This is a genomic window from Gordonibacter massiliensis (ex Traore et al. 2017) (genome assembly GCF_019731765.1).
Lineage (GTDB): Bacteria > Actinomycetota > Coriobacteriia > Coriobacteriales > Eggerthellaceae > Gordonibacter > Gordonibacter massiliensis.
This window is the reverse complement of sequence record NZ_JAASIO010000004.1, coordinates 267,399-285,210: the sequence shown is the minus strand read 5'-3', so window position 1 is coordinate 285,210 and position 17,812 is coordinate 267,399. Positions and strand designations below refer to the sequence as shown.

At 66.7% G+C, this 17,812-nt stretch carries 20 protein-coding genes and 1 other RNA gene; 8 read left to right on the top strand and 13 right to left on the bottom strand.

Annotated elements, in window-relative coordinates; genetic code table 11:
- Positions 1–13: 13 nt before the first annotated feature.
- Both HCH03_RS07235 and loaP read right to left on the bottom strand, forming a co-directional pair.
- A complete protein-coding gene (locus tag HCH03_RS07235) occupies positions 14–808 on the bottom strand; it encodes a sugar transferase (protein WP_246599869.1) in 795 nt (264 codons plus the stop codon).
- The gene (gene loaP, locus HCH03_RS07230; protein WP_221688947.1) at positions 808–1,320 is read right to left on the bottom strand and encodes an antiterminator LoaP; all 513 of its coding nucleotides are present in this window, start codon (positions 1,318–1,320) and stop codon (positions 808–810) included. The genes HCH03_RS07235 and loaP overlap by 1 nt, the downstream gene beginning before the upstream one ends.
- Positions 1,321–1,629: 309 nt before the next feature.
- Here loaP and HCH03_RS07225 point away from each other — a divergent pair, with 309 nt between their 5' ends.
- Complete coding sequence (locus HCH03_RS07225) at positions 1,630–1,866, top strand: helix-turn-helix domain-containing protein (RefSeq protein WP_080143398.1); 237 nt, start codon at positions 1,630–1,632, stop codon at positions 1,864–1,866.
- 223 nt (positions 1,867–2,089) lie between these two features.
- Positions 2,090–2,578: a Cys-tRNA(Pro) deacylase gene (gene ybaK / locus HCH03_RS07220; RefSeq protein WP_221688946.1), complete on the top strand. Its 489-nt coding sequence runs from the start codon at positions 2,090–2,092 to the stop codon at positions 2,576–2,578.
- A gap of 93 nt (positions 2,579–2,671) precedes the next feature.
- Here the strand turns inward: ybaK and HCH03_RS07215 are convergent, their stop codons facing one another.
- Positions 2,672–4,357, bottom strand: coding sequence for a L,D-transpeptidase family protein (locus tag HCH03_RS07215; RefSeq protein ID WP_246599816.1), 1,686 nt, complete (start codon positions 4,355–4,357; stop codon positions 2,672–2,674).
- A 361-nt stretch (positions 4,358–4,718) separates the two neighbouring features.
- Here HCH03_RS07215 and ssrA point away from each other — a divergent pair.
- From ssrA to HCH03_RS07200, 3 genes are all read left to right on the top strand, one after another.
- Positions 4,719–5,087: a transfer-messenger RNA gene (gene ssrA, locus HCH03_RS07210) on the top strand.
- Positions 5,088–5,423: 336 nt separating this feature from the next.
- The gene (gene relB / locus HCH03_RS07205; protein WP_221688945.1) at positions 5,424–5,645 is read left to right on the top strand and encodes a type II toxin-antitoxin system RelB family antitoxin; all 222 of its coding nucleotides are present in this window, start codon (positions 5,424–5,426) and stop codon (positions 5,643–5,645) included.
- Positions 5,646–5,921 (top strand): type II toxin-antitoxin system RelE family toxin, encoded by a 276-nt coding sequence (locus HCH03_RS07200; protein ID WP_221688944.1) that lies wholly within the window; start codon positions 5,646–5,648, stop codon positions 5,919–5,921.
- 165 nt (positions 5,922–6,086) lie between these two features.
- Here HCH03_RS07200 and HCH03_RS07195 read toward each other — a convergent pair whose 3' ends face one another.
- The gene (locus tag HCH03_RS07195; RefSeq protein WP_221688943.1) at positions 6,087–6,617 is read right to left on the bottom strand and encodes a nitroreductase family protein; all 531 of its coding nucleotides are present in this window, start codon (positions 6,615–6,617) and stop codon (positions 6,087–6,089) included.
- A gap of 120 nt (positions 6,618–6,737) precedes the next feature.
- Between HCH03_RS07195 and HCH03_RS07190 the strand changes: the two genes are divergently transcribed.
- A complete protein-coding gene (locus HCH03_RS07190; protein ID WP_221688942.1) occupies positions 6,738–7,157 on the top strand; it encodes a winged helix-turn-helix transcriptional regulator in 420 nt (139 codons plus the stop codon).
- 149 nt (positions 7,158–7,306) lie between these two features.
- Here HCH03_RS07190 and HCH03_RS07185 read toward each other — a convergent pair whose 3' ends face one another.
- The 4 genes from HCH03_RS07185 to HCH03_RS07170 all read right to left on the bottom strand — a co-directional run bounded on the left by HCH03_RS07185 (position 7,307) and on the right by HCH03_RS07170 (position 10,199).
- A complete protein-coding gene (locus HCH03_RS07185; protein WP_221688941.1) occupies positions 7,307–8,047 on the bottom strand; it encodes a hypothetical protein in 741 nt (246 codons plus the stop codon).
- A 50-nt stretch (positions 8,048–8,097) separates the two neighbouring features.
- Positions 8,098–8,562 (bottom strand): SsrA-binding protein SmpB, encoded by a 465-nt coding sequence (smpB, locus tag HCH03_RS07180; RefSeq protein ID WP_080143405.1) that lies wholly within the window; start codon positions 8,560–8,562, stop codon positions 8,098–8,100.
- Between the two features lie 5 nt (positions 8,563–8,567).
- Positions 8,568–9,734 carry a M42 family metallopeptidase gene (locus HCH03_RS07175; RefSeq protein WP_185906348.1) on the bottom strand — a complete coding sequence of 389 codons (1,167 nt, stop codon included), beginning with the start codon at positions 9,732–9,734 and terminating at the stop codon, positions 8,568–8,570.
- 183 nt (positions 9,735–9,917) lie between these two features.
- The gene (locus HCH03_RS07170) at positions 9,918–10,199 is read right to left on the bottom strand and encodes a hypothetical protein (RefSeq protein WP_080143407.1); all 282 of its coding nucleotides are present in this window, start codon (positions 10,197–10,199) and stop codon (positions 9,918–9,920) included.
- 211 nt (positions 10,200–10,410) lie between these two features.
- Between HCH03_RS07170 and HCH03_RS07165 the strand changes: the two genes are divergently transcribed.
- Positions 10,411–12,720 (top strand): bifunctional alpha,alpha-trehalose-phosphate synthase (UDP-forming)/trehalose-phosphatase, encoded by a 2,310-nt coding sequence (locus HCH03_RS07165; protein WP_246599815.1) that lies wholly within the window; start codon positions 10,411–10,413, stop codon positions 12,718–12,720.
- Between the two features lie 21 nt (positions 12,721–12,741).
- Here the strand turns inward: HCH03_RS07165 and HCH03_RS07160 are convergent, their stop codons facing one another.
- The 5 genes from HCH03_RS07160 to HCH03_RS07140 all read right to left on the bottom strand — a co-directional run bounded on the left by HCH03_RS07160 (position 12,742) and on the right by HCH03_RS07140 (position 15,582).
- Positions 12,742–13,338, bottom strand: a complete 597-nt coding sequence (locus HCH03_RS07160; RefSeq protein ID WP_221688939.1) for a hypothetical protein — start codon at positions 13,336–13,338, stop codon at positions 12,742–12,744.
- Positions 13,335–13,790: a YhcH/YjgK/YiaL family protein gene (locus tag HCH03_RS07155; protein ID WP_221688938.1), complete on the bottom strand. Its 456-nt coding sequence runs from the start codon at positions 13,788–13,790 to the stop codon at positions 13,335–13,337. Before HCH03_RS07155 ends, HCH03_RS07160 begins: the two co-directional genes overlap by 4 nt.
- A 147-nt stretch (positions 13,791–13,937) precedes the next feature.
- Positions 13,938–14,474, bottom strand: a complete 537-nt coding sequence (locus HCH03_RS07150; RefSeq protein ID WP_221688937.1) for a hypothetical protein — start codon at positions 14,472–14,474, stop codon at positions 13,938–13,940.
- Positions 14,471–14,953 carry a GIY-YIG nuclease family protein gene (locus HCH03_RS07145; protein ID WP_221688936.1) on the bottom strand — a complete coding sequence of 161 codons (483 nt, stop codon included), beginning with the start codon at positions 14,951–14,953 and terminating at the stop codon, positions 14,471–14,473. The genes HCH03_RS07150 and HCH03_RS07145 overlap by 4 nt, the downstream gene beginning before the upstream one ends.
- Complete coding sequence (locus HCH03_RS07140; protein WP_221688935.1) at positions 14,944–15,582, bottom strand: thermonuclease family protein; 639 nt, start codon at positions 15,580–15,582, stop codon at positions 14,944–14,946. The genes HCH03_RS07145 and HCH03_RS07140 overlap by 10 nt, the downstream gene beginning before the upstream one ends.
- A gap of 419 nt (positions 15,583–16,001) precedes the next feature.
- On the opposite strand from HCH03_RS07140, the gene ade reads away from it, so the two are divergent.
- Entirely contained in the window at positions 16,002–17,807 is a 1,806-nt protein-coding gene (gene ade, locus HCH03_RS07135; protein ID WP_221688934.1) for an adenine deaminase, read from the top strand.
- Positions 17,808–17,812 lie beyond the last annotated feature (5 nt).

Sequence of the window (17,812 nt, the reverse complement as noted above, 5' to 3'; positions counted from 1 at the left end):
ACATGCGTCCACGTCAGCACGCCCCCTTGCCGTTGAACACGACCGCCACTGTGCGCGCTATTACCTTGAAGTCGGTGAGCGCACCGCACTCTTGAATATATTTGAGGTCGAGATCCACCATGTCATCGAATGAGGTGTCACTACGGCCGCTTGTTTGCCAGTAGCCGGTGAGACCGGGCTTCACCGACAGGCGACGCATGGCATGCTCGTCGTACTGGGAAACTTCGTTCGGCAAAGGCGGGCGGGGGCCCACTGTCGAGAGCTGGCCCAGAAAGCAGTTCACGAATTGGGGAAGCTCGTCGATGGAGTGCTTGCGGATAAAACGGCCGATGCGCGTCACGCGCGGGTCGTTCTTGATCTTGAACAGCGGTCCGTCGGCCTCGTTCATCTCCTGCAGCTCCGGCAGACGCTCATCAGCGTCGGCGTACATGCTGCGGAACTTGTACATGTCGAAGGTCACTACCTTGCCGTCGGCGCCAATGCGGCCGACGCGCTTCTGGGAGTAGATCGGGCTGCCCGGCGATTCCAGGCGAATGGCGATGCATAGGATGATCGAAGGAACGAGCAGCAACGCGATCGCCGTAGCGCTGAACACGATGTCGAACGCCCGCTTCGCAATCCGATAGCCCATGCGTCCCTTCGCATGCGCGCCGTCCACCTCGCCGCCGCACGCGAGCGGCTCGGCGGCTACCTCGCACGGCAATGCGCCCTCGTCCACAGCAAGTTCATCCGTTGGTTCCATCTCCTGCATGAAGTAGCGACCGCAGCGGTCAGCACCCCCCCCCCCCGTCGGGCGGTGGGACTGCATCACGCGGTCTTCCTCACTACTTCCAGGCCCACGCTGGCGGGGACGGTGCGACCGAACAGCGTCACGTCCAAATAGGCGCGGCGCTTGTGGCGGTCGATCTTGCGGATGTCGGCCTCAAAGCCCATGAGCGGGCCGCGCGTGACCGTGACCTTGTCGCCTTTGATATAGCCCTCGCTCATGCGCACGATGTGCTCGCCGTCCATGAACGACAGGAACCAGTCCTGCTCCTTTTCCGTCAACGGAAAGAACGAGTTCTCCTCGTTGCCCAGCAGGCGGATGGGCATGGGCACCCGCAAGAGCTCCTTGTTGAGCTCTTCGGCGTCGCTCGTGACGAAGAACAGGTAGCCGGGGAACAGCAGCCGTTTGACCAGCCGCCACTCGCCGCGGATGCGCCACATGGTCTCGTATTCGGGTATGAAGCACTCCTCCAAGACGTCCGGGGATACCAAGGAGCGGCAAAGGTCGCGCGTAGAGGCTTCGCGTCCCGCTTGCACCTGCGCCACGTACCACATCGCCTGCTCCTTTCCCGTCGCCCGAGGTTCCGCCAAAAGAAAAGAGGATGAACAGCTGCACGCCTCTCTCTTCCCGGCCCTCGGCCGGAAGGGAAATCGCCTGCACCTATTCATCCTCTTGTCGATCGACGGAACGCGCTTCGCGACGATTGCGTCATCTCAAGATATGTTCGTTTCCTCGTATGTTGTATTTACACAACATACGAGGGCCAAAGAAAAGGCGCAGGGCGCCTTTCAATTGGGCAACGACTTCGGCAATGTTGTATATAGTCCGTTGTTATACATACAACACACCCGTAGTCTGCGTTCATGCGAAACTTACTGCAAACAAAAGTGGGCCTTAGGATCAAGGACCTGCGCGCAGCCGCCGGGCTCAGTCAAGAGCGGTTCGCCTTGAAGATTGGCATGGACCGCACGTACTTGGCCTCCATCGAAGTCGGCGACCGCAACGTCACGTTGCAGAACCTCTCAAAAATCGCCAACGGCTTCGATATGACCCTGTCGGAGTTCTTCGAGGGCATTCCCCGTATCGCTCCGAACGAGTAGCAAACCGCGCCGCGTTTCGCACTCGGCGTATCGATTATAGATAAACAGTTGTATAAAAGCAACAATTGAGTAACAGAGTCGCAGGCAAGCGGTAGGGGGAAAGACCAGCGAAAACACGTTCCCTCCTCCGCCGCAGCAGCAGAAACATCAGGAGAATGCGGTTCCCCGCGCCTTGTGCTACGCTGTTCGGGAAACAAGCCATCGTCTCCCGGAGGATCCGACCATGCCCAAGGAACGCGACCACAAGACGAACGCCATGCGCGTGCTGGACGCGGCGGAAACGCCGTACGAGGCGCGGTTCTTCGAGTGCCCGGGGGCGCTCTCCGGCACGGAGGTGGCGAGCCTGCTGGGCCTCGACCAGGACCGCGTGTTCAAGACGCTGGTCACGCAGGGCAAGTCGGGCGAGCACTACGTGTTCATGATCCCCGTGGCGTGCGAGTTGGACCTGAAGAAGGCCGCCGCTGCCGTGGGCGAGAAGGCCGTGGCCATGGTCAAGTCGCGCGACCTGCTGCCGCTCACCGGCTACGTGCACGGCGGCTGCTCCCCCATCGCCATGCTGAAGCAGTTCCCCACCGTCATCGACGAGACGGCGGACCTTTACGAGCGCATCGCGTTCTCGGGCGGGCGCATAGGATGCCAGGTGGAGATGGCGCCGGGCGACCTCGGCCGCGTGGTCGAGCCGCTCTCCCGCGCCGACCTGACGGTGGTGTGAGGCCGGCCGCCCGGCAAAACGCGCTTGAACGAAAAAACGACCCCGCAGCCCTCGAGGGTTGCGGGGTCGTTCGATTGGCAAGTCGGGCCGATCCTACCAGTGGCTCACCACCACGTCGCCCGCCTGGATGATGCCGTAGAGCTCGGCAGCCTTGTAGGGCGGCAGGTTCACGCAGCCGTGGCTGCCGTAGCCGTTGGCGTACATGGAGCCGCCGAAGCCGGGCTGCCAGTCGGCGTCGTGCAGGCCGATGGCGTTGCCCACGAACGGCATCCAGTACTGCACGGTGGACTCGTATATCTTCTGGCCGTTCTCGTAGCCGATGAGCTTCGAGGGGCTTGCCTTCTGGTTGAGCCAGTACACGCCCACCGACGTGTCGTGCACGCCGTCGGGGATGCCCGAGATGCAGGGCGACTCCCACACCAGCGCTCCGGACTCGTCGTAGAAGCGCACGTACTGCTCGGCCAGGTCGATGTCGCAGTAGCGCGCGCCCCAATCCTGCGCGCCGGCGCCGTTGTAGGCCGTGCCCGTCGTGGAGGCGGGAACGTCGAACGTGCCCACGGTGCCGTTCGCCACGCCGTCCTTCACCATGGCGAGCAGCGCGTCCTTGTCGACCGACCAGCCGTAGATGCCGCCGGAAACCGTGATCACCTTGCCGTCGGGGCGCGTGTACGTGCGCGTCGTGCCCACGGTGTCGCACTTCGCAGCGAGGTCGTCCACCCAAGCCGTGAGCGCGCCCTCGTCGAGTGTGGCCGCAAGGTCGTCGCCCAGGTGCACCCACTGCGAGACGAGGTCGGCGTTCACCTCGCCGGCCGTGGAGCCGGCCATCGTGAGCACGAGATCGGCTTTGATCATGGTGTTCGCCTGCTCGGCGGCAGCCGTGAGCTTCGCGTCGGTGGACAGCACGGTGGGCTGCTGCAGCTCGTCCTTCGTGAGCTTCGCCGTGGGCTGCATGGCGAGGACGGCGTCGTCCACCACCTTGAGAACGGCGTCGTAGTCCAGCGCCGTGCCCACGGCCTCGGGCTCCACGACGAACGCGCTCTTGGCCTCGCTGTAGCCGACGGTCGCGTTCACCGGAGCCGTGGCGGTCTTGTTGAACTCGTCCACCGCGGTGCGCACCGCAGCGCCCAGGCCGCTCTCGTTGTACGAGGCGGCCAGCTTCTCCGTCTCGTCGTGGGTCTTCACGATCTCCAACGGCCATGCCCACGGGTTCGCGTCGGAGTGGATGGCGTCGGTGACGGCCTTCGCGTCGAGCTTCATGCCGGCATCGCTGGCCGACAGCGTGAGCGCGAAGCCCTGCCCGTCCACCTTGAGCTTGTAGTCGTCCACCACGTCGGAGAGCATGCCCTGCGCCTCGACGGACGATTTGAACGACAGGTCGAGGTCGCCCACCGTCGTGTTCGGCAGGAAGCGGTCCATGAACACGAAGGCCCCGGCCAGGTACACCACGGCCAGAACGGCCACGATCACCCCGAGCACGATGCCGATTACCTTGGCGGGCCTGCGGCGGCCCTTGGCATCGGCCTCGCTCACGTCCACCGGCAGCATGGGGCCGCCGGGCGCGAACCCGGGTTGGCCGCCCTGCGCGCCCACAGGGGCACCGTGCGGCATCGCGGGGCGCACGGCCTGCGGCATGACGGCGGTTTGGCTGGGTGCCGGCGGTGCCGGCTTCGCTGCCTGCCCGGCGGGCTTCGTCTCTCCCGACGTCGCGCCGTCGCCCTCCGGAGCGGAGGGGGCGGCATGGCGGGCGTGCTTGGCTTTGCTGTTCTTGTTATCGTTCATGTGCGGCTCTCATACACTCGGACGGCACGGCGTTCGCTTCTCGTCTAATCCGTTGCATTGTACCAAGAGAAGCGTCATTCCCTTGTAAACAAAACGGTTCATCGTGCCCTAAGGTTACACTCGTCACAAATTCGCCATGGACGGCGGCGAATTTCGGCCGCCACCCTCAACGCGCGGATGAGGGTAACGGGTGCCTTCCGCCGAACGCCGTGCTTGACAAACGGGGCGAGCGGGATAGAATAAACGTTCCGCAACGCCTTGGTGCAGCGGCGCCCTTCGCAGGGCGAGATCCTTGAAAAGGTGGGGCCATCCCCTCCCGACGGCTGCGGCAGCCCGCCACGGGCACCGCCGCCTTGCAACCGGGGGCGACTGGTTTCGACATGGTACGTTTGAAATGAGGAGCAGGTCGTGGTCTCCTCGCCACGTTAAACAGGGGTAACGTCAATTTAATTGGCAAGAACAACACTCAGAGCGCTCCGGCGCTCGCCATGGCTGCTTAATAGCGCCTGGCTGTCGGCCTTGGGTCTTCCCCGCCCCTCGGTCCGGCATCAACTCAGGGGAATGCGCTTGGGCACGTAGCCGGTATGGCTCAGGCAAAGATCGAACCGGCTAGGATGCGTCTCGTTTGTCAGTGGACCGGGCGCCTCCGAACCTCGACCACCGACTAAGCTTGTAGAGCCTCATGGATGATGTAGTATGGACCGGAGTTCGATTCTCCGCGCCTCCACCAATCACCATCTGGGCTTTCTATCGGTTTTACCTGATAGAAAGCCCTTTTTTGTGTATATGCATCCACATAGCTTGTATTGGAATCTGGCAATTTCGGTAGCGATTGGGCGTTTTTGGTAATGAAATGGCAATGAGGCAGAGCTGCATCAAAAGCGCATTCCGTTTGTCTTGCAGGGCAAGTGCTCTGCAGAGCGATCAAGAAGGGCGCACGTTACGAAGGCTTTTGATATAGCCTCTCGTCGTTCAGATAGCCATCACGGTGCGTGCAGCAAGTTGACAATGTACACTCTAGCGTTCATAATAAGTTTACAACGTAAACCCATTTGAGGAGGCAAGCATGGCTATGACGGCATCGGCCATCCGGTTCGCGCCGGAGGAGAAGGAGTGGATCGCGTCCTTTGCCGAAATGAACGGAACCACGTTTTCGGCGCAGGTGAGGCAATGGGCGCTGGAACGGCTTGAGGACGAGATGGACGCACGTGACCTCGCACAAGCCATCGCAGAAGACGGCGGCGAGCGCATCGGGTGGGACGAGGCTAAGCGAGAGCTAGGATTGTAGATGGGCTATCGCGTAGAGCTCACCAAGCGCGCGCAGAAACAGCTCGCTGCCCTCGACCGCAAAACGCTGCTCCTCGTGTCGAGCTTCATCGACCAGAACCTCGACGGATGCGACAATCCGTGCGCGCTGCCGAGCGCGAAGAAGCTGCAGGGCATTGACAACGGTTGGCGCTGGCGCGTCGGAACGTACCGCATCCTCGGCACGGTGGACGATGGCCGAGTGGTCGTGGAGCTGTTCAAAATCGGCCACAGGCGAGACGTCTACCGAAGCATGTGAGAAAAGCAAGGAACTACGCGCATGCAGACGAAACCCTCCGTTCCTCGATAGCGCCAACTGAAGAATCGGAAGATTTTCGCGCCTCCGCCAACCACGATCAGGGCCTCCCGCCGCGTGTGCGACAAGAGGCCTTTTTGCGAACGCCCGCTCGTTACGGGAAAAGCCCTACCCCACGTAGTTCGTGCCTATGCGCTGCGGTATCTCGCGCGGTGCGTAGGTCTCGTCGGACACGCCCAGCACGATCCCGCCGCAGGGAACGAAACCCTCGGGCAGGTTCAACCGCGCCACCAGGGCAGGATTCGCGACGAGCGCCATCGTGCCGCCCCAGATGTAGCAGCTGCCGACGCCGAGGTCCGTCGCGGCCAGCGCCATGCTGTGGACGATGATGCCGGTGTTGGCGTAGTCGATGTTCCCCAGGGCGTCGCCGTAGGGCTTGGCGGAAATCGCGATGTAGGTGGGCGCGCCGTAGAAGATGCTGGCACCCGGACGTCCGAGCGCCTCGGCCGCGCTTGCCTCGATTTCTCTCAGCAACTCCGGATCTTGAATCACGGTCAGGTGGGCGTTCTCGTACTTGCCCATGCCCACCGGCGCCGCGTTGGCGGCCTTCAGCACGGTTTGCAGGTCGCTGTCCGAGATGCTTTCACCGGTGTAACTCCTTATCGACCTCCTGCTGGTGATGGTGCTCATCGTTTCCATAGATTCTGCCCTCCGAGCGGTTGACGAATATCAATATGGAAACCATACTATATACGAAATACAAATCAAGTACTATGTTTTGCCGTACCTGGTTCGGCCGAGCGTACCGAGGAGGCGATCATGGACACCGCGAAGTTGGAGAACCTCACGTTCGAGGAGTACCGGGAGCTCGTCGTGGCCCTCAACCCCGATCCCGAGGATGCGAGCTGCCCGGTGAAAAGGGCGCTCGGCCTGTTCAGCGGAAAATGGAATCTGAAGGTCCTCTACGAGCTCACCAAGGAGGACTCCCTGCGCTTCGGCAGCCTTCAGAAGCGGATCGGCGGCATCACCAACGCCATGCTCTCGAGCACCCTGAAGGACCTCGAGGAGAAGGGGTTCGTGATACGGCGGCAGTTCAACGAGATACCCCCGCACGTGGAGTACTCGCTGTCCGAGGCCGGCAAGGACCTGTACACCGTGTTCATCGCGGTGGCAAGCTGGTCGGCGAAGCACTTCCCGATGGGCGAACGCCAAGGTGAACGGTCTGCCGACAAAAATTGAGGACGTGATCGAAGCGGGACTGAGAAGGCCTCCCATCGCACATGTGATGGGAGGCATTAAACGCGCCTAGCCGGAACCTGCGACCACGCCCCCGCCGGGAAGGACGCTTCGGAAAGCGCTCCCGCAGGGACTTCGTCGCGAAAACCCGCCTATTTCTTCAAAAACGAGAAGTCGAAGGCGCCCTTGATGTCGTCGAACGCCTCTTTGAGCTCGGCCGCCACCGCGATGCCGTCCTTGTAGATGGCGTTCATGTCGTTCGTGGCCTCGGCCACGCCCTCCTTGGTGATGCCCAGGTCGTACGGGTTGTCCTCGTCGCCTTCGTCGTCGGCATCGTCGTCCTCGTCGTCCTCGACGTAGAGGTACTCGGCCTCCTCGCCGTCTTCCATCAGCACAAAGCCGATGCGGTTGCCGTCGTCGTCCTCCAGGTAGCGCACGATGTCGTCCTCGTCCAGCTCCAGCTCCACCAGCTCGTAGCCGTCCTCGTTGTCGGCCGGCTCCACCACCGTCACGTCCTCGGTGTCGTCGGCCAGCTCCTCGCCGTCGTAGCCGTCGATGAGGCCCTCCTCGCCCAGCTCGGCGTCCACGTCGCCCGTGTCGCCGTCCACGATATGGAAGCCCTCTTCGGACAGGTCGAGGCTCTCGGCGCGTTCCACCACCGCGGCCAGGCCGCCGTCGTCGCCCGAAAGCGACGTCTCGCCCTCGCCGTCCGGGCCCTCTTCGGCGAAGAAGCCCTCGTAGGCCTCCTCCAGGTCGCTCTCTTCGGACTGAGGGTCGAACTCCTCGTCGTCTTGGAACTCTTCGAGATCTTCGATCTCGGTTTCCTCGTCGATTTGCTCGGCCTCCGTCTCGGCGCCGTCCTCCATGCTTTCAAGCTCTTCGTCCAAGCCCATAGCAGGCCTCCTTCGAGTCGGGCGCCGCGGCGGCGGCGCGAATTCACGTATCAGCGGCTGCGCTCTTTGAGCGCGCGCTCTATCTCGCGGCGAGAGTCGCGCTCGGCCATGCTGGCGCGCTTGTCGTGCAGCTTCTTGCCGCGCGCCACGCCCAGCTCCACCTTCACGAGCGAGTTCTCCTTGAAGTACATCTTGATGGGCACGAGCGCCATGCCCTTCTCCTTCACCTGCTCCTGCAAGGAGCGGATCTGCCGCTTGTGCAGCAGCAGCTTGCGCTTGCGGTCGGGGTCGGGGTTGGCGATGTTGCCGTTCGCGTACGGCGGGATGTGCACGTTGTGCAGCCACACCTCTCCGCCTCGGATGATGGCGAAGCAATCGGTGAGCTGGCAGTGATTCTCGCGCAGCGAGCGCACCTCGGTGCCCGTGAGCTCTATGCCGGCCTCGTAGGTTTCCAGGATGTCGTACTCGTGGAAGGCCTTCTTGTTCTTGGCGATGGTGGAGGCTTCGCGTTTCATGACGGCTACTCCACGCCCGTCTCGTCGAACTGCGCCTGGGCGGCCGACTCGTCGTCCGCGGGCCCATCCTGGCGGTCGAGCAGGGTCGCGCCCGCCCCGGCCATGCCCGGCACGAAGCACGCGTCCTCGTCCAGGTCGCGCGCGAAACGCGCGACGAGCTTCACCGTGGCCTCCAGATCGTCCAGGCACACCACCTCGGTGGGCGTGTGCATGTAGCGCAGCGCCACGGACACGAGGCCCGTGGGAATGCCGCCGCGGGCCATCTGTATGGCGCGCGCATCGGTGCCCGTCACGCCGGGCTCAGCCTCCACCTGGTACGGCAGCCCCTCGGCCTCGGCCGCGGCCACCAGGCGCTCGAACACCTCGGGGTTGATGTTGGGGCCGCGCGCGATGACGGGGCCGCCGCCGCACACGATGTCGCCGTGCTTCGTCTTGTCGATGCCCGGGTAGTCCGTAGCGTGCGTCACGTCGAAGGCGATCCCCACGTCGGGGAACACGGAGTACGCGCTGGTCTCGGCACCGCGCACGCCTATCTCCTCCTGCACGGTGGCGGCGAACACGAAGTCGCCGGCCGGACGCTCGCCGCGCGCCAGCTCCTCCAGCACGCGCACGCCCACCCACACGCCGGCCTTGTCGTCGAACGCGCGCGACACGGCCATGCCCGCGCCGAAACGCTCGAAGCCCACGCCGAACGTGATGACGTCGCCCACGCGCACGAGCTTCTTGACCTTCTTGGCGGGCAGCCCGAGGTCGATGACCAGCTTGTCGAGCGGCGTGACCTTCTTGCGCTCGTCGGGTTCGATGAGGTGGATGGGCTTGCGGCCCACCACGCCGCGCAGCGGCTCCACCGACTCCGAGGCGTGCACGTCCACGCGCATGCCGGGCAGCACGGCCGCGTCCACGCCGCCCACGGACGCCACCGAGAGGAACCCCTCGTCGGAGATGTAGGTGACCATGAGGCCGATCTCGTCCATATGGGCGGACAGCATGAGCGAAGGACCCGCGCCGGAGCCCTTCAACGTGGCGTGCACCGAGCCCATGACGTTCGTCTCGACCTCGTCGGCCGTGGAGCCCAGCCGTTCGCGCACGAGCCGGGCGACGGCGATCTCCGTGCCGGTGGCCGAGGGCGTCTCGAGCAGCTTCTTGAGGAATTTCACCTGCTTTTTCTTCATGGTGCTCCCTGCTTTCGCGCGCACCGCGCGGCCGCGCGGGAGCCGCAGGGCCCGCCGCGCGCCGGGCGGCGCGCATCCAATGATATCGGGCCTCATTATAGCGCCTCGCGCAGGTCGAGCGGTCGTCTTTCGCGCAGACGACGCGCGCCCGTCACCGGCCCATCACGAAACGGGAAGGGGAACCTACCACCATTCCTTCTTCTTCGCGCGGGTGCGCTGCTTCTTCGGGGGGCGGAAATCCAGCTCCAGCTGACCGTCCTGATGGGCCTCCGAGGCCTTCTTGCGCTCGACGCGGTCGACCGTCCACGACACGGCGTCCTTGCCGTACAGCTCGAGCATCCTCAGGCGGGCGTCCCGAAGGTTGCCCTTCGAGCCCGCGCGGGCGTCGCTCTCGAATTCGAACAGCCCCGTGGCGCGTGCGTCGGAGGCGGCTGGCGAGCGGTAGTGGGCGATGTAGGTCTGCATGTCCTTCCTTCACGGTCGAGCGGCGTTTCAGGCGATCATGGCATCATAGCACGACATGCCGCCGAATCGCCCGCCGACGGCGCGCGCCGCCTCGCCGCGTTCGCGGTCACGAGAGCGCTACGGCCCCGCAACGACCCCGCAACCGCTGGGCGGACGCGCGCGCAGCGCCCGTACAATGGCTGAAAACGAGCGAAAACGTAAGGTGGACCGCATGGACAATCCGAGCAACCGTCTGATCATCGTATCCAACCGCCTCCCCTACCGCATCGAGCCCGACGAGCGGGAGGGCTTCGCCTTCACGCGCACGGTGGGCGGCCTCGTGGCGGGATTGGAGCCGTTGCACGAGCAGGCGGGCAACGTGTGGCTGGGCTGGGCCGACGAGCCGGCCGGGCTCGACGAGGCCGGGCGCGCGCGATTCGAGCGGGCCCTGGCCGAGCGCTCCTGCGCGCCCGTGCGCCTGGACGAGCGCGACGCGGAGCTGTACTACGAGGGCTTCTCGAACTCCGCACTGTGGCCCCTGTTCCACGGATTCCCCCAGCACACCCGCTTCGACGAGGAGGCGTGGGAGGCCTACGTGCGCGTGAACGAGCGGTTCCGCGACGCGGTGCTCGAGCTGGCGCGGCCCGGCGACACGGTGTGGGTGCACGACTACCACCTCATGCTGCTGCCGTCGCTTCTGCGCGAGGCGCTGCCGAACGCCTCCATCGGCTTCTTCCTGCACATCCCCTTCCCCGATTACGAGACGTTCCGCATGCTGCCGTGGCGGCGCGAGCTCGTGCGCGGCGTGCTGGGCGCCGACCTCGTGGGCTTCCACGCCTACGACTACGTGCGGCACTTCCTGTCCAGCTGCCGGCGCATCGTGGGCGTGGAGAACGAGAGCGGCACGCTGTTCGCGGACGGCCGGCTCGTGCGGGCCGACGCCTTCCCGCTGGGCATCGACTACGAGCGGTACCGCACCGCCGCGCGCAAGCCCGAGGTGCGGCGGCTCGTGTCGGCGTTCGCCGAGGAGAAAGGACACGAGGGCTGCAAGGTCATGCTGTCGGTGGAGCGGCTGGACTACTCCAAGGGCATCCCCGAGCGGCTGCTGGCCTTCGACGCGTTCCTCGACCGCTACCCCGCCTGGCGCGGCCGCGTGGTGCTGGTGCTGGTGACGGTGCCCTCGCGCGAGAACGTGGCGTCGTACGCCGCGCTGAAGAAGCAGGTCGACGAGCTGGTGGGCCTAGTGAACGGCAAGCACTCCACCATGGACTGGACGCCGGTGGACTACTACTACCGCTCGCTGCCGTTCGACCGCCTGGTCAGCCTGTACGCCGCGAGCGACGTCATGCTGGTCACGCCGCTGCGCGACGGCATGAACCTGGTGTGCAAGGAGTACCTGGCCTGCCATGACGGGGGCGGCGGCGCGCTCGTGCTGTCGGAGATGGCCGGCGCGTCCTACGAGCTGCACGAGGCGCTCACCGTGAACCCCTTCGATCTGGAAGGCGTGGTGAACGCCATGCGCCGGGCGTTGGAGATGCCGCCCGAGGAGCAGCGCCGCCGCAACGCCCCCATGCAGGAGCGCCTGGCGCGCTACACGTCCCAGAAGTGGGCGCGCGAGTTCCTGGACGCGGCCGACGAGGTGAAGCGCCGCCAGGCCGGCCTGAGCGCGCACCTGCTGGGCCCCACGTCGGCGCGCAACCTGCTCGCGGCGTTCGAGGCGGCGCGCAGGCGGGTGCTGCTGCTGGACTACGACGGCACCCTCATGCCCTTCTCCGACGACCCGGCCTGCGTGGCCCCCGACGAGCGGCTGCGCGAGCTGCTGCGGCGACTGGGCTCGAACCCGCGCACCGACGTGGCCGTGGTGTCGGGCCGCGACCGCGCCACGCTGGAGGCGTGGCTGGGCGACCTGCCCGTCGACCTGGTGGCCGAGCACGGCGTGTGGTTCCGCGGGCGCCGCAAGCGCACGTGGACGCTGGAGGAGCCGTTGAGCGCCGAGTGGAAGGACGCGGTGCGCCCGGTGCTAGCCGACTTCGTCGACCGCACGCCGGGATCGATGCTCGAGGAGAAGGACTACTCGCTCGCATGGCACTACCGCATGTGCAGCAAGGAGCTGGCCGAACGGCGCGTGGTGGAGGTGAAGAACGCCCTGGGCGACGGCTTGGAGGATCGCGGCATCGCGCTCATGGACGGCAACAAGGTGGTGGAGGCGAAGCCGCGCGGCGTGGACAAGGGCCATGCCGCCCACCGGTGGTTCCGCGACCCCTCTTACGGTTTCGTGCTGGCCGCGGGCGACGACCGCACCGACGAGGACGTGTTCGAGGCCGCGCCCGCGAGCGCCTGGACCGTGAAGATAGGCGACGGTCCCACCCGGGCGCGGTTCGCCTTGAAGAACGCGGGCGAGATGCGCGAGCTGCTGGAGGCGCTGGCCGTCGCGTGCGCCGAGGAGCCCGCGGCCGCCGCCCTTCCGGCCGCCGCGGGACGAAGCGCGTCGCGCGCGGCCGCGGCGACGCCGTCGCGCGGGCGGGCGCTCGCACGGGCGTAGGCCCGCAGGCAGGTTGGGCGGCTAGAACAAGGGCGACTCGAACCGCACGGTGCCGGCACCCTCGCAGGGCGCCGAGTCGCCGCCCTGCGAGCCCTCCGCCGTTGCGACCGGCTCGCCGGCCGGAGCCCCCTCGCCCAGCAAGAACGCCATGATGCGGTCCAGCAGCTCGGCCAACCCGTCGGGCGCGAGCGTGCGCGCAAGGCCGCTCTCCGACAGGTTCGCAAACCCGGCGTCCTGGCAATGCCGCACGGCGTCGAGGACGAACGCCTTGCGGCGGTTCCCTCCGTCGCGCACCACCACGACGGTGCGCGCGGCCAGTTGGGCGTACAGCTGCGGCCCCACGCCGAGCTTCCTCTCGTACCATTCGGGAACGTTGCGCACGCCCTGATCGGCGAAGAACTCCCGGATCTCCCCACAACCGGCCAGCGGATACGGCGGCAGCTCGTAACCGGCGCGGCGGCCGTACTCGTAGACGTAGCGCGAAGCGTCGCCCACCTGGACCCGGTCCCCCAAAAGAAGCGACAGCACCTCCAGCGCGTCGCGCGGGTGCAGACGCGCGCGCTCCGCGAGGATCAGGCGCGCGAGGCGCCCCGCCACGTCGGGCGCGCCGGCCGTCAAGCCAGCACCTTCACCACGACCTTGCGCACGCGCGCCGGGGCGCCCACGGCGCATCCCGGCTTGTGCGCGTCCTCCGGCGCGAGCACGGCCATGTCGCCCGCGCGCAGCACGACGGAGCTCGGAGCCTCCGGCGTGGCGAAGAGGCCGAAGTCGGCCGCCTCGTCGAACTCCCCGACCGGCGCGAGCCCTTCGAGCGGCGCGTACTGAAGCAGTTCCTCCCCTTCCACGACGTACTGCACGTCGTAGTAGCGTCGATGGGCCTCCATCTGCTTCTGGTCGGCGGGCACGGTGTCGTACTCCTGCACGTTCGCGAACACCTCGTCGCCGTCGACGTCGACGCGCCCCAACGGCAATCCCGCAAGGTCGGCCTCGCGCAGGAAGGAATAGGCGGCGCGCATGCGTGCAGAGAGGTAGTCGTTGCGATCGGCGGTGGGAAGCGGGGTGACGAGCACGGGAGGTCCTTTCGACGGAGGGTGCGGCTACCGACTATTCTAGCAGCAACGGACGTTCGACGTCGCAACAAGCGCACCCGCACGGGCATCGGCCCCGCCGCTCTCGAACCCGATACGAGAGGGCTCCGGCAGCCAAACTCGAGCCGGCTACGCTTCCGCTTCCGCACGCGCGTGCTCCCGCATGGACTCGAGGAAGGCCGCGACGTCGCGCGAATTCTTGAGCACGACCATCTTGTCGGGGAAATCGGCGGCCACGCGCTCGTAGCGATCGCGCTCGCTTCGCGTCCGGCCGTCGCGCAGGATCCATCGCACGAAGGCGAGGTCGAACTTCTCCGGACAGCCGGCCGCCATGTCCTCGCGTTCCGCGCCCCGGTTCGAACGATAGCGCCTCCACGCCCGCCACAGGCAGCGACCGCGGGGGAAGTCCAGCATGACGACTATGTCCGCCTCGGCGTACCGGCGGCCCCGGTCGAGCTTGCGCCAGTTGCCTTCCACCACCCAGCCGTCGTGCGCGCCGAGGAAGGCCGCTACGATCGAACGGGCTTCGTCCACGTCGCGCAGCCGCCAGCCCGCTGACCAGCCGACGGCGTCGAGGTGCAGCACGGGCGCGCCGAACGCCTCGCCCAGCTGCCTCGCGAGCGTCGACTTCCCCGCTCCGCTGTAGCCGATGACCGCGATCTTCATCGAGACGCCCCCTCGCCCGGATCGGCCCCCGCGTCGGCGGGCTCGGCGTCGCAGGGGCCGGGCTGCAACGCGGCGAGCGCATCGGCGAACCCCACCGTGCGAGCGCGGGCCAGCAGATTGTCCTTCGCCGTGCGTGTCAGGCGCTTGAAACGGAACTCGGCGCTCATGGCCTCGTGCTTCGTGGCGAAGCGAGCCTGGGCGACCACCTCCACGGGCGTACGGCCGCGCGTGTACTTCGCGCCCTTGCCGGCGTTGTGCGTGCGCACCCGCTGCTCCACGTCGTTGGTGTAGCCCGTGTAGAGCGTGCCGTCTGCGCAGGCCAGCACGTACACGAAGAAGGCAGGCTGCTCGTCGGGCGAAAGCCCCTCGGAAGAGGGTTCCTCGGAAGGCCCGCGCCGCGCGTCCCGGGCCTCGGCAGGTTCTTCGCCCGAGGGGCGGGACGCGCCCGCGTCGGCGGGTTCTTCGACCCTCACGCCCATTTTCGCGTCACCCCTTTGCCCTCGGCGGCGGCCTCGTCGCCCCAGCGTTTGAACAGGTCGTACAGCGTGGTGTCGGGCTTGTAGCGCTTGACCTGGGCATAGCCGTCGCGCACGAGGACGGCGTTGAGCATCTTGTCTGCGATCTCGCTTTCGCTCGTCGGGTCGCTCGGCCGCTCGAGCCACACGTAGCGCAGCAGGCGCCCGTATCGGTCGGTGTCGGACACGTCGCGCGAAAGCCACACCGTCTGCCCCGGCACGACGAGCGACTTCGTGTAGTCGGCCGCGATGACGCCCTCCTCGCAGTTGCGCGCCTCTTCCGCGGCGACGCTCTCCGGCGTGTCCATGCCGATGAGCCGCACCCGCTCCTCGGAGCCGTCGGGCATCCTCACCTTTATCGTGTCCCCGTCGACCACCCGCACGACCTCGGCCTGCTCGAGCGCCTCCTCCGACGCGGTCGCCTGCGCGCTTCCGTCCGCGGACGTTCCGCTCTCATCACCGGTGCCGGTAGCTCCCCACCATCCGAGGCCCCCCGCCGCAAGCAGCGCGACCGCCAACAGCAGCGCGACCAGCGGGCGCTTCCGCGCCAGCCGCTTGAACGCGCGCTCCGCCTGCTGCCGTTCCGACGCCATGCACCCTCCCTCGACCTGTTCGCGAGGATGCATTATAGCCCAAAGCGAAGGAAGAGGACCTCTACCCTTGGTTGAACCGGGCCGGCTGAACGGGACGGCCGCGCCCGCAGCTCCCTCGGGCCGTGCCACAATCCTCTGCGCCGAGCCTCGGATTCGGCCTCGCGCCTTCCACCGTCCCGACCGCCCCCGTTCGCATGCGCGACTGTATTCGCCCGCCGGCCGCCTTCGTCCGCCCGGGACGCCTTCGCCTTCGCTTCCGCGTTCGCCCTCCCCGCCCCAAGCCGCCTCCGCCCCCCTCCCACGCGTGGCAATTGTGCGGAACCGGGCGCGGTTCCCTCGACAGCCGCGCGCTTCCCGGCGAGAATGGCGCAAGCAGCCCATGGGCGCCCGACGGCGCCGTCCTTTCGAAGGAGCTCGGCATGATCAACAACTTCTGCAAGAAGCCTCTCTGGGAATGCTCGCAAACGCTCGCCGCCGTGGCGCAGGGGCGGCAGCCCGCCGACACGGTCATCCGGGGCGCGCGGCTCGTGAACGTGTGCACGGCCGAGATCCAGGAGGACATGGACGTGGCAATCGCCGAGGGGCGCATCGCCTACCTCGGCGACGCCGACCACTGCATCGGCGAGAACACGCAGGTCATCGACGCGGAAGGCCAGTGCATCGCGCCCGGGTTCCTGGACGGGCACATCCATGTGGAGTCGTCGATGATGGGCGCGGGCGAGTACGCGCGCGCCGTCGTGCCGCACGGGACCACGGGCATCTACTGGGACCCCCACGAGATATGCAACGTGCTGGGCCTCGAGGGCGTGAAGGTAATGGAGGAAGACGCCCGGCGCACGCCGCTCAAAGCCATGATAACCACCCCGTCGTGCGTGCCGGCCGTGCCCGGCTTCGAGGACACGGGGTCGTTCGTGGGGCCGAAGGACGTGGCCGAGACGATGGCGTGGCCGAGCGTGGTGGGGCTGGGCGAGATGATGAACTTCCCCGGCATCCTGGGCGGCACCGACCACGCGCACGGCGAGGTCGCCGAGACGCTGCGCGCCGGCAAGGTGGTGACCGGCCACTACTCCCTGCCGGAAACCGATCGGGGCTTGAACGCCTACGTCGCCTCCGGCGTGCGCTGCTGCCACGAGTCCACGCGCGCCGAGGACGCGCTGGCGAAGATGCGCCTGGGAATGTACGCGCAGCTGCGTTACGGATCGGCGTGGAAGGACCTGCCCGTGTTGGCCGAGGCGGTGCTTGCGCACGATATCGACACGCGTTTCGCCATGCTGGTGAGCGACGACACGCACCCGCACACGCTCGTGGCCGACGGGCACCTGGACCACATCGTGCGCACGGCCGTGGAGCTGGGGATCGACGCGATCACCGCCATCCAGATGGTCACCATCAACTGCGCGCAGTGCTTCCAGATGGACCACGACCTGGGCTCCATCGCGCCCGGCAAATGCGCCGACATCGTGTTCTTGGATGATCTGGAGAGTCTGCAGGTCACGCGCGTGCTGATCGACGGCGAGGTGGTGGCCGAGGACGGACGGGCCACGTTCGACCTTCCGCCGTTCCCGTTCCCCGCGTGGGTGACGCACTCCATGCACCTCGGGCGCGACATCGCGCCCGAGTCGTTCGCCGTCGCCGCGCCCGAAGGGGCCGAGGGCGCCGTGCGCGTGCGCACGATCGAGATCATCCCCGGCAAGGTGGGCACGTTCGAAACGCACGTCGACATGCCCGTGTCAGACGGTCGCCTTGAGTCCGACATCGAGCAGGACGTGCTCAAGACGTTCGTGTTCGAGCGGCATCACGAGACGGGCGCGTTCGGTTGCGGCTTCGTCAAGGGCTTCGGCATCAAACGCGGCGCCATGGCGTCCACCGTGGCGCACGACGCGCACAACCTACTGGTGGTTGGCACGAACGACGAGGACATGGCCCTGGCCGCCAACACGCTGGCCGCCTGCGGAGGCGGCATGGCGGTCGTCGCCGACGGCGAGGTGCTGGGGCTGGTGGAGTTGCCGATAGCCGGCCTGATGGACGCGCTGCCCGCCGAGGAGATGAGCGAGAAGGTGCACGCCCTTGAGGGCGCCTGGGCCGAGATCGGCTGCACCATGCCGTCTCCGTTCATGACAATGGCCCTGATCCCGTTGGCCTGCCTACCCGAACTGAGGTTGACGAACCGGGGGCTGGTGGACTGCACGACTTTCGGGTTCGTAGAGCTGGTGGTTGAGGAGTAGACTGC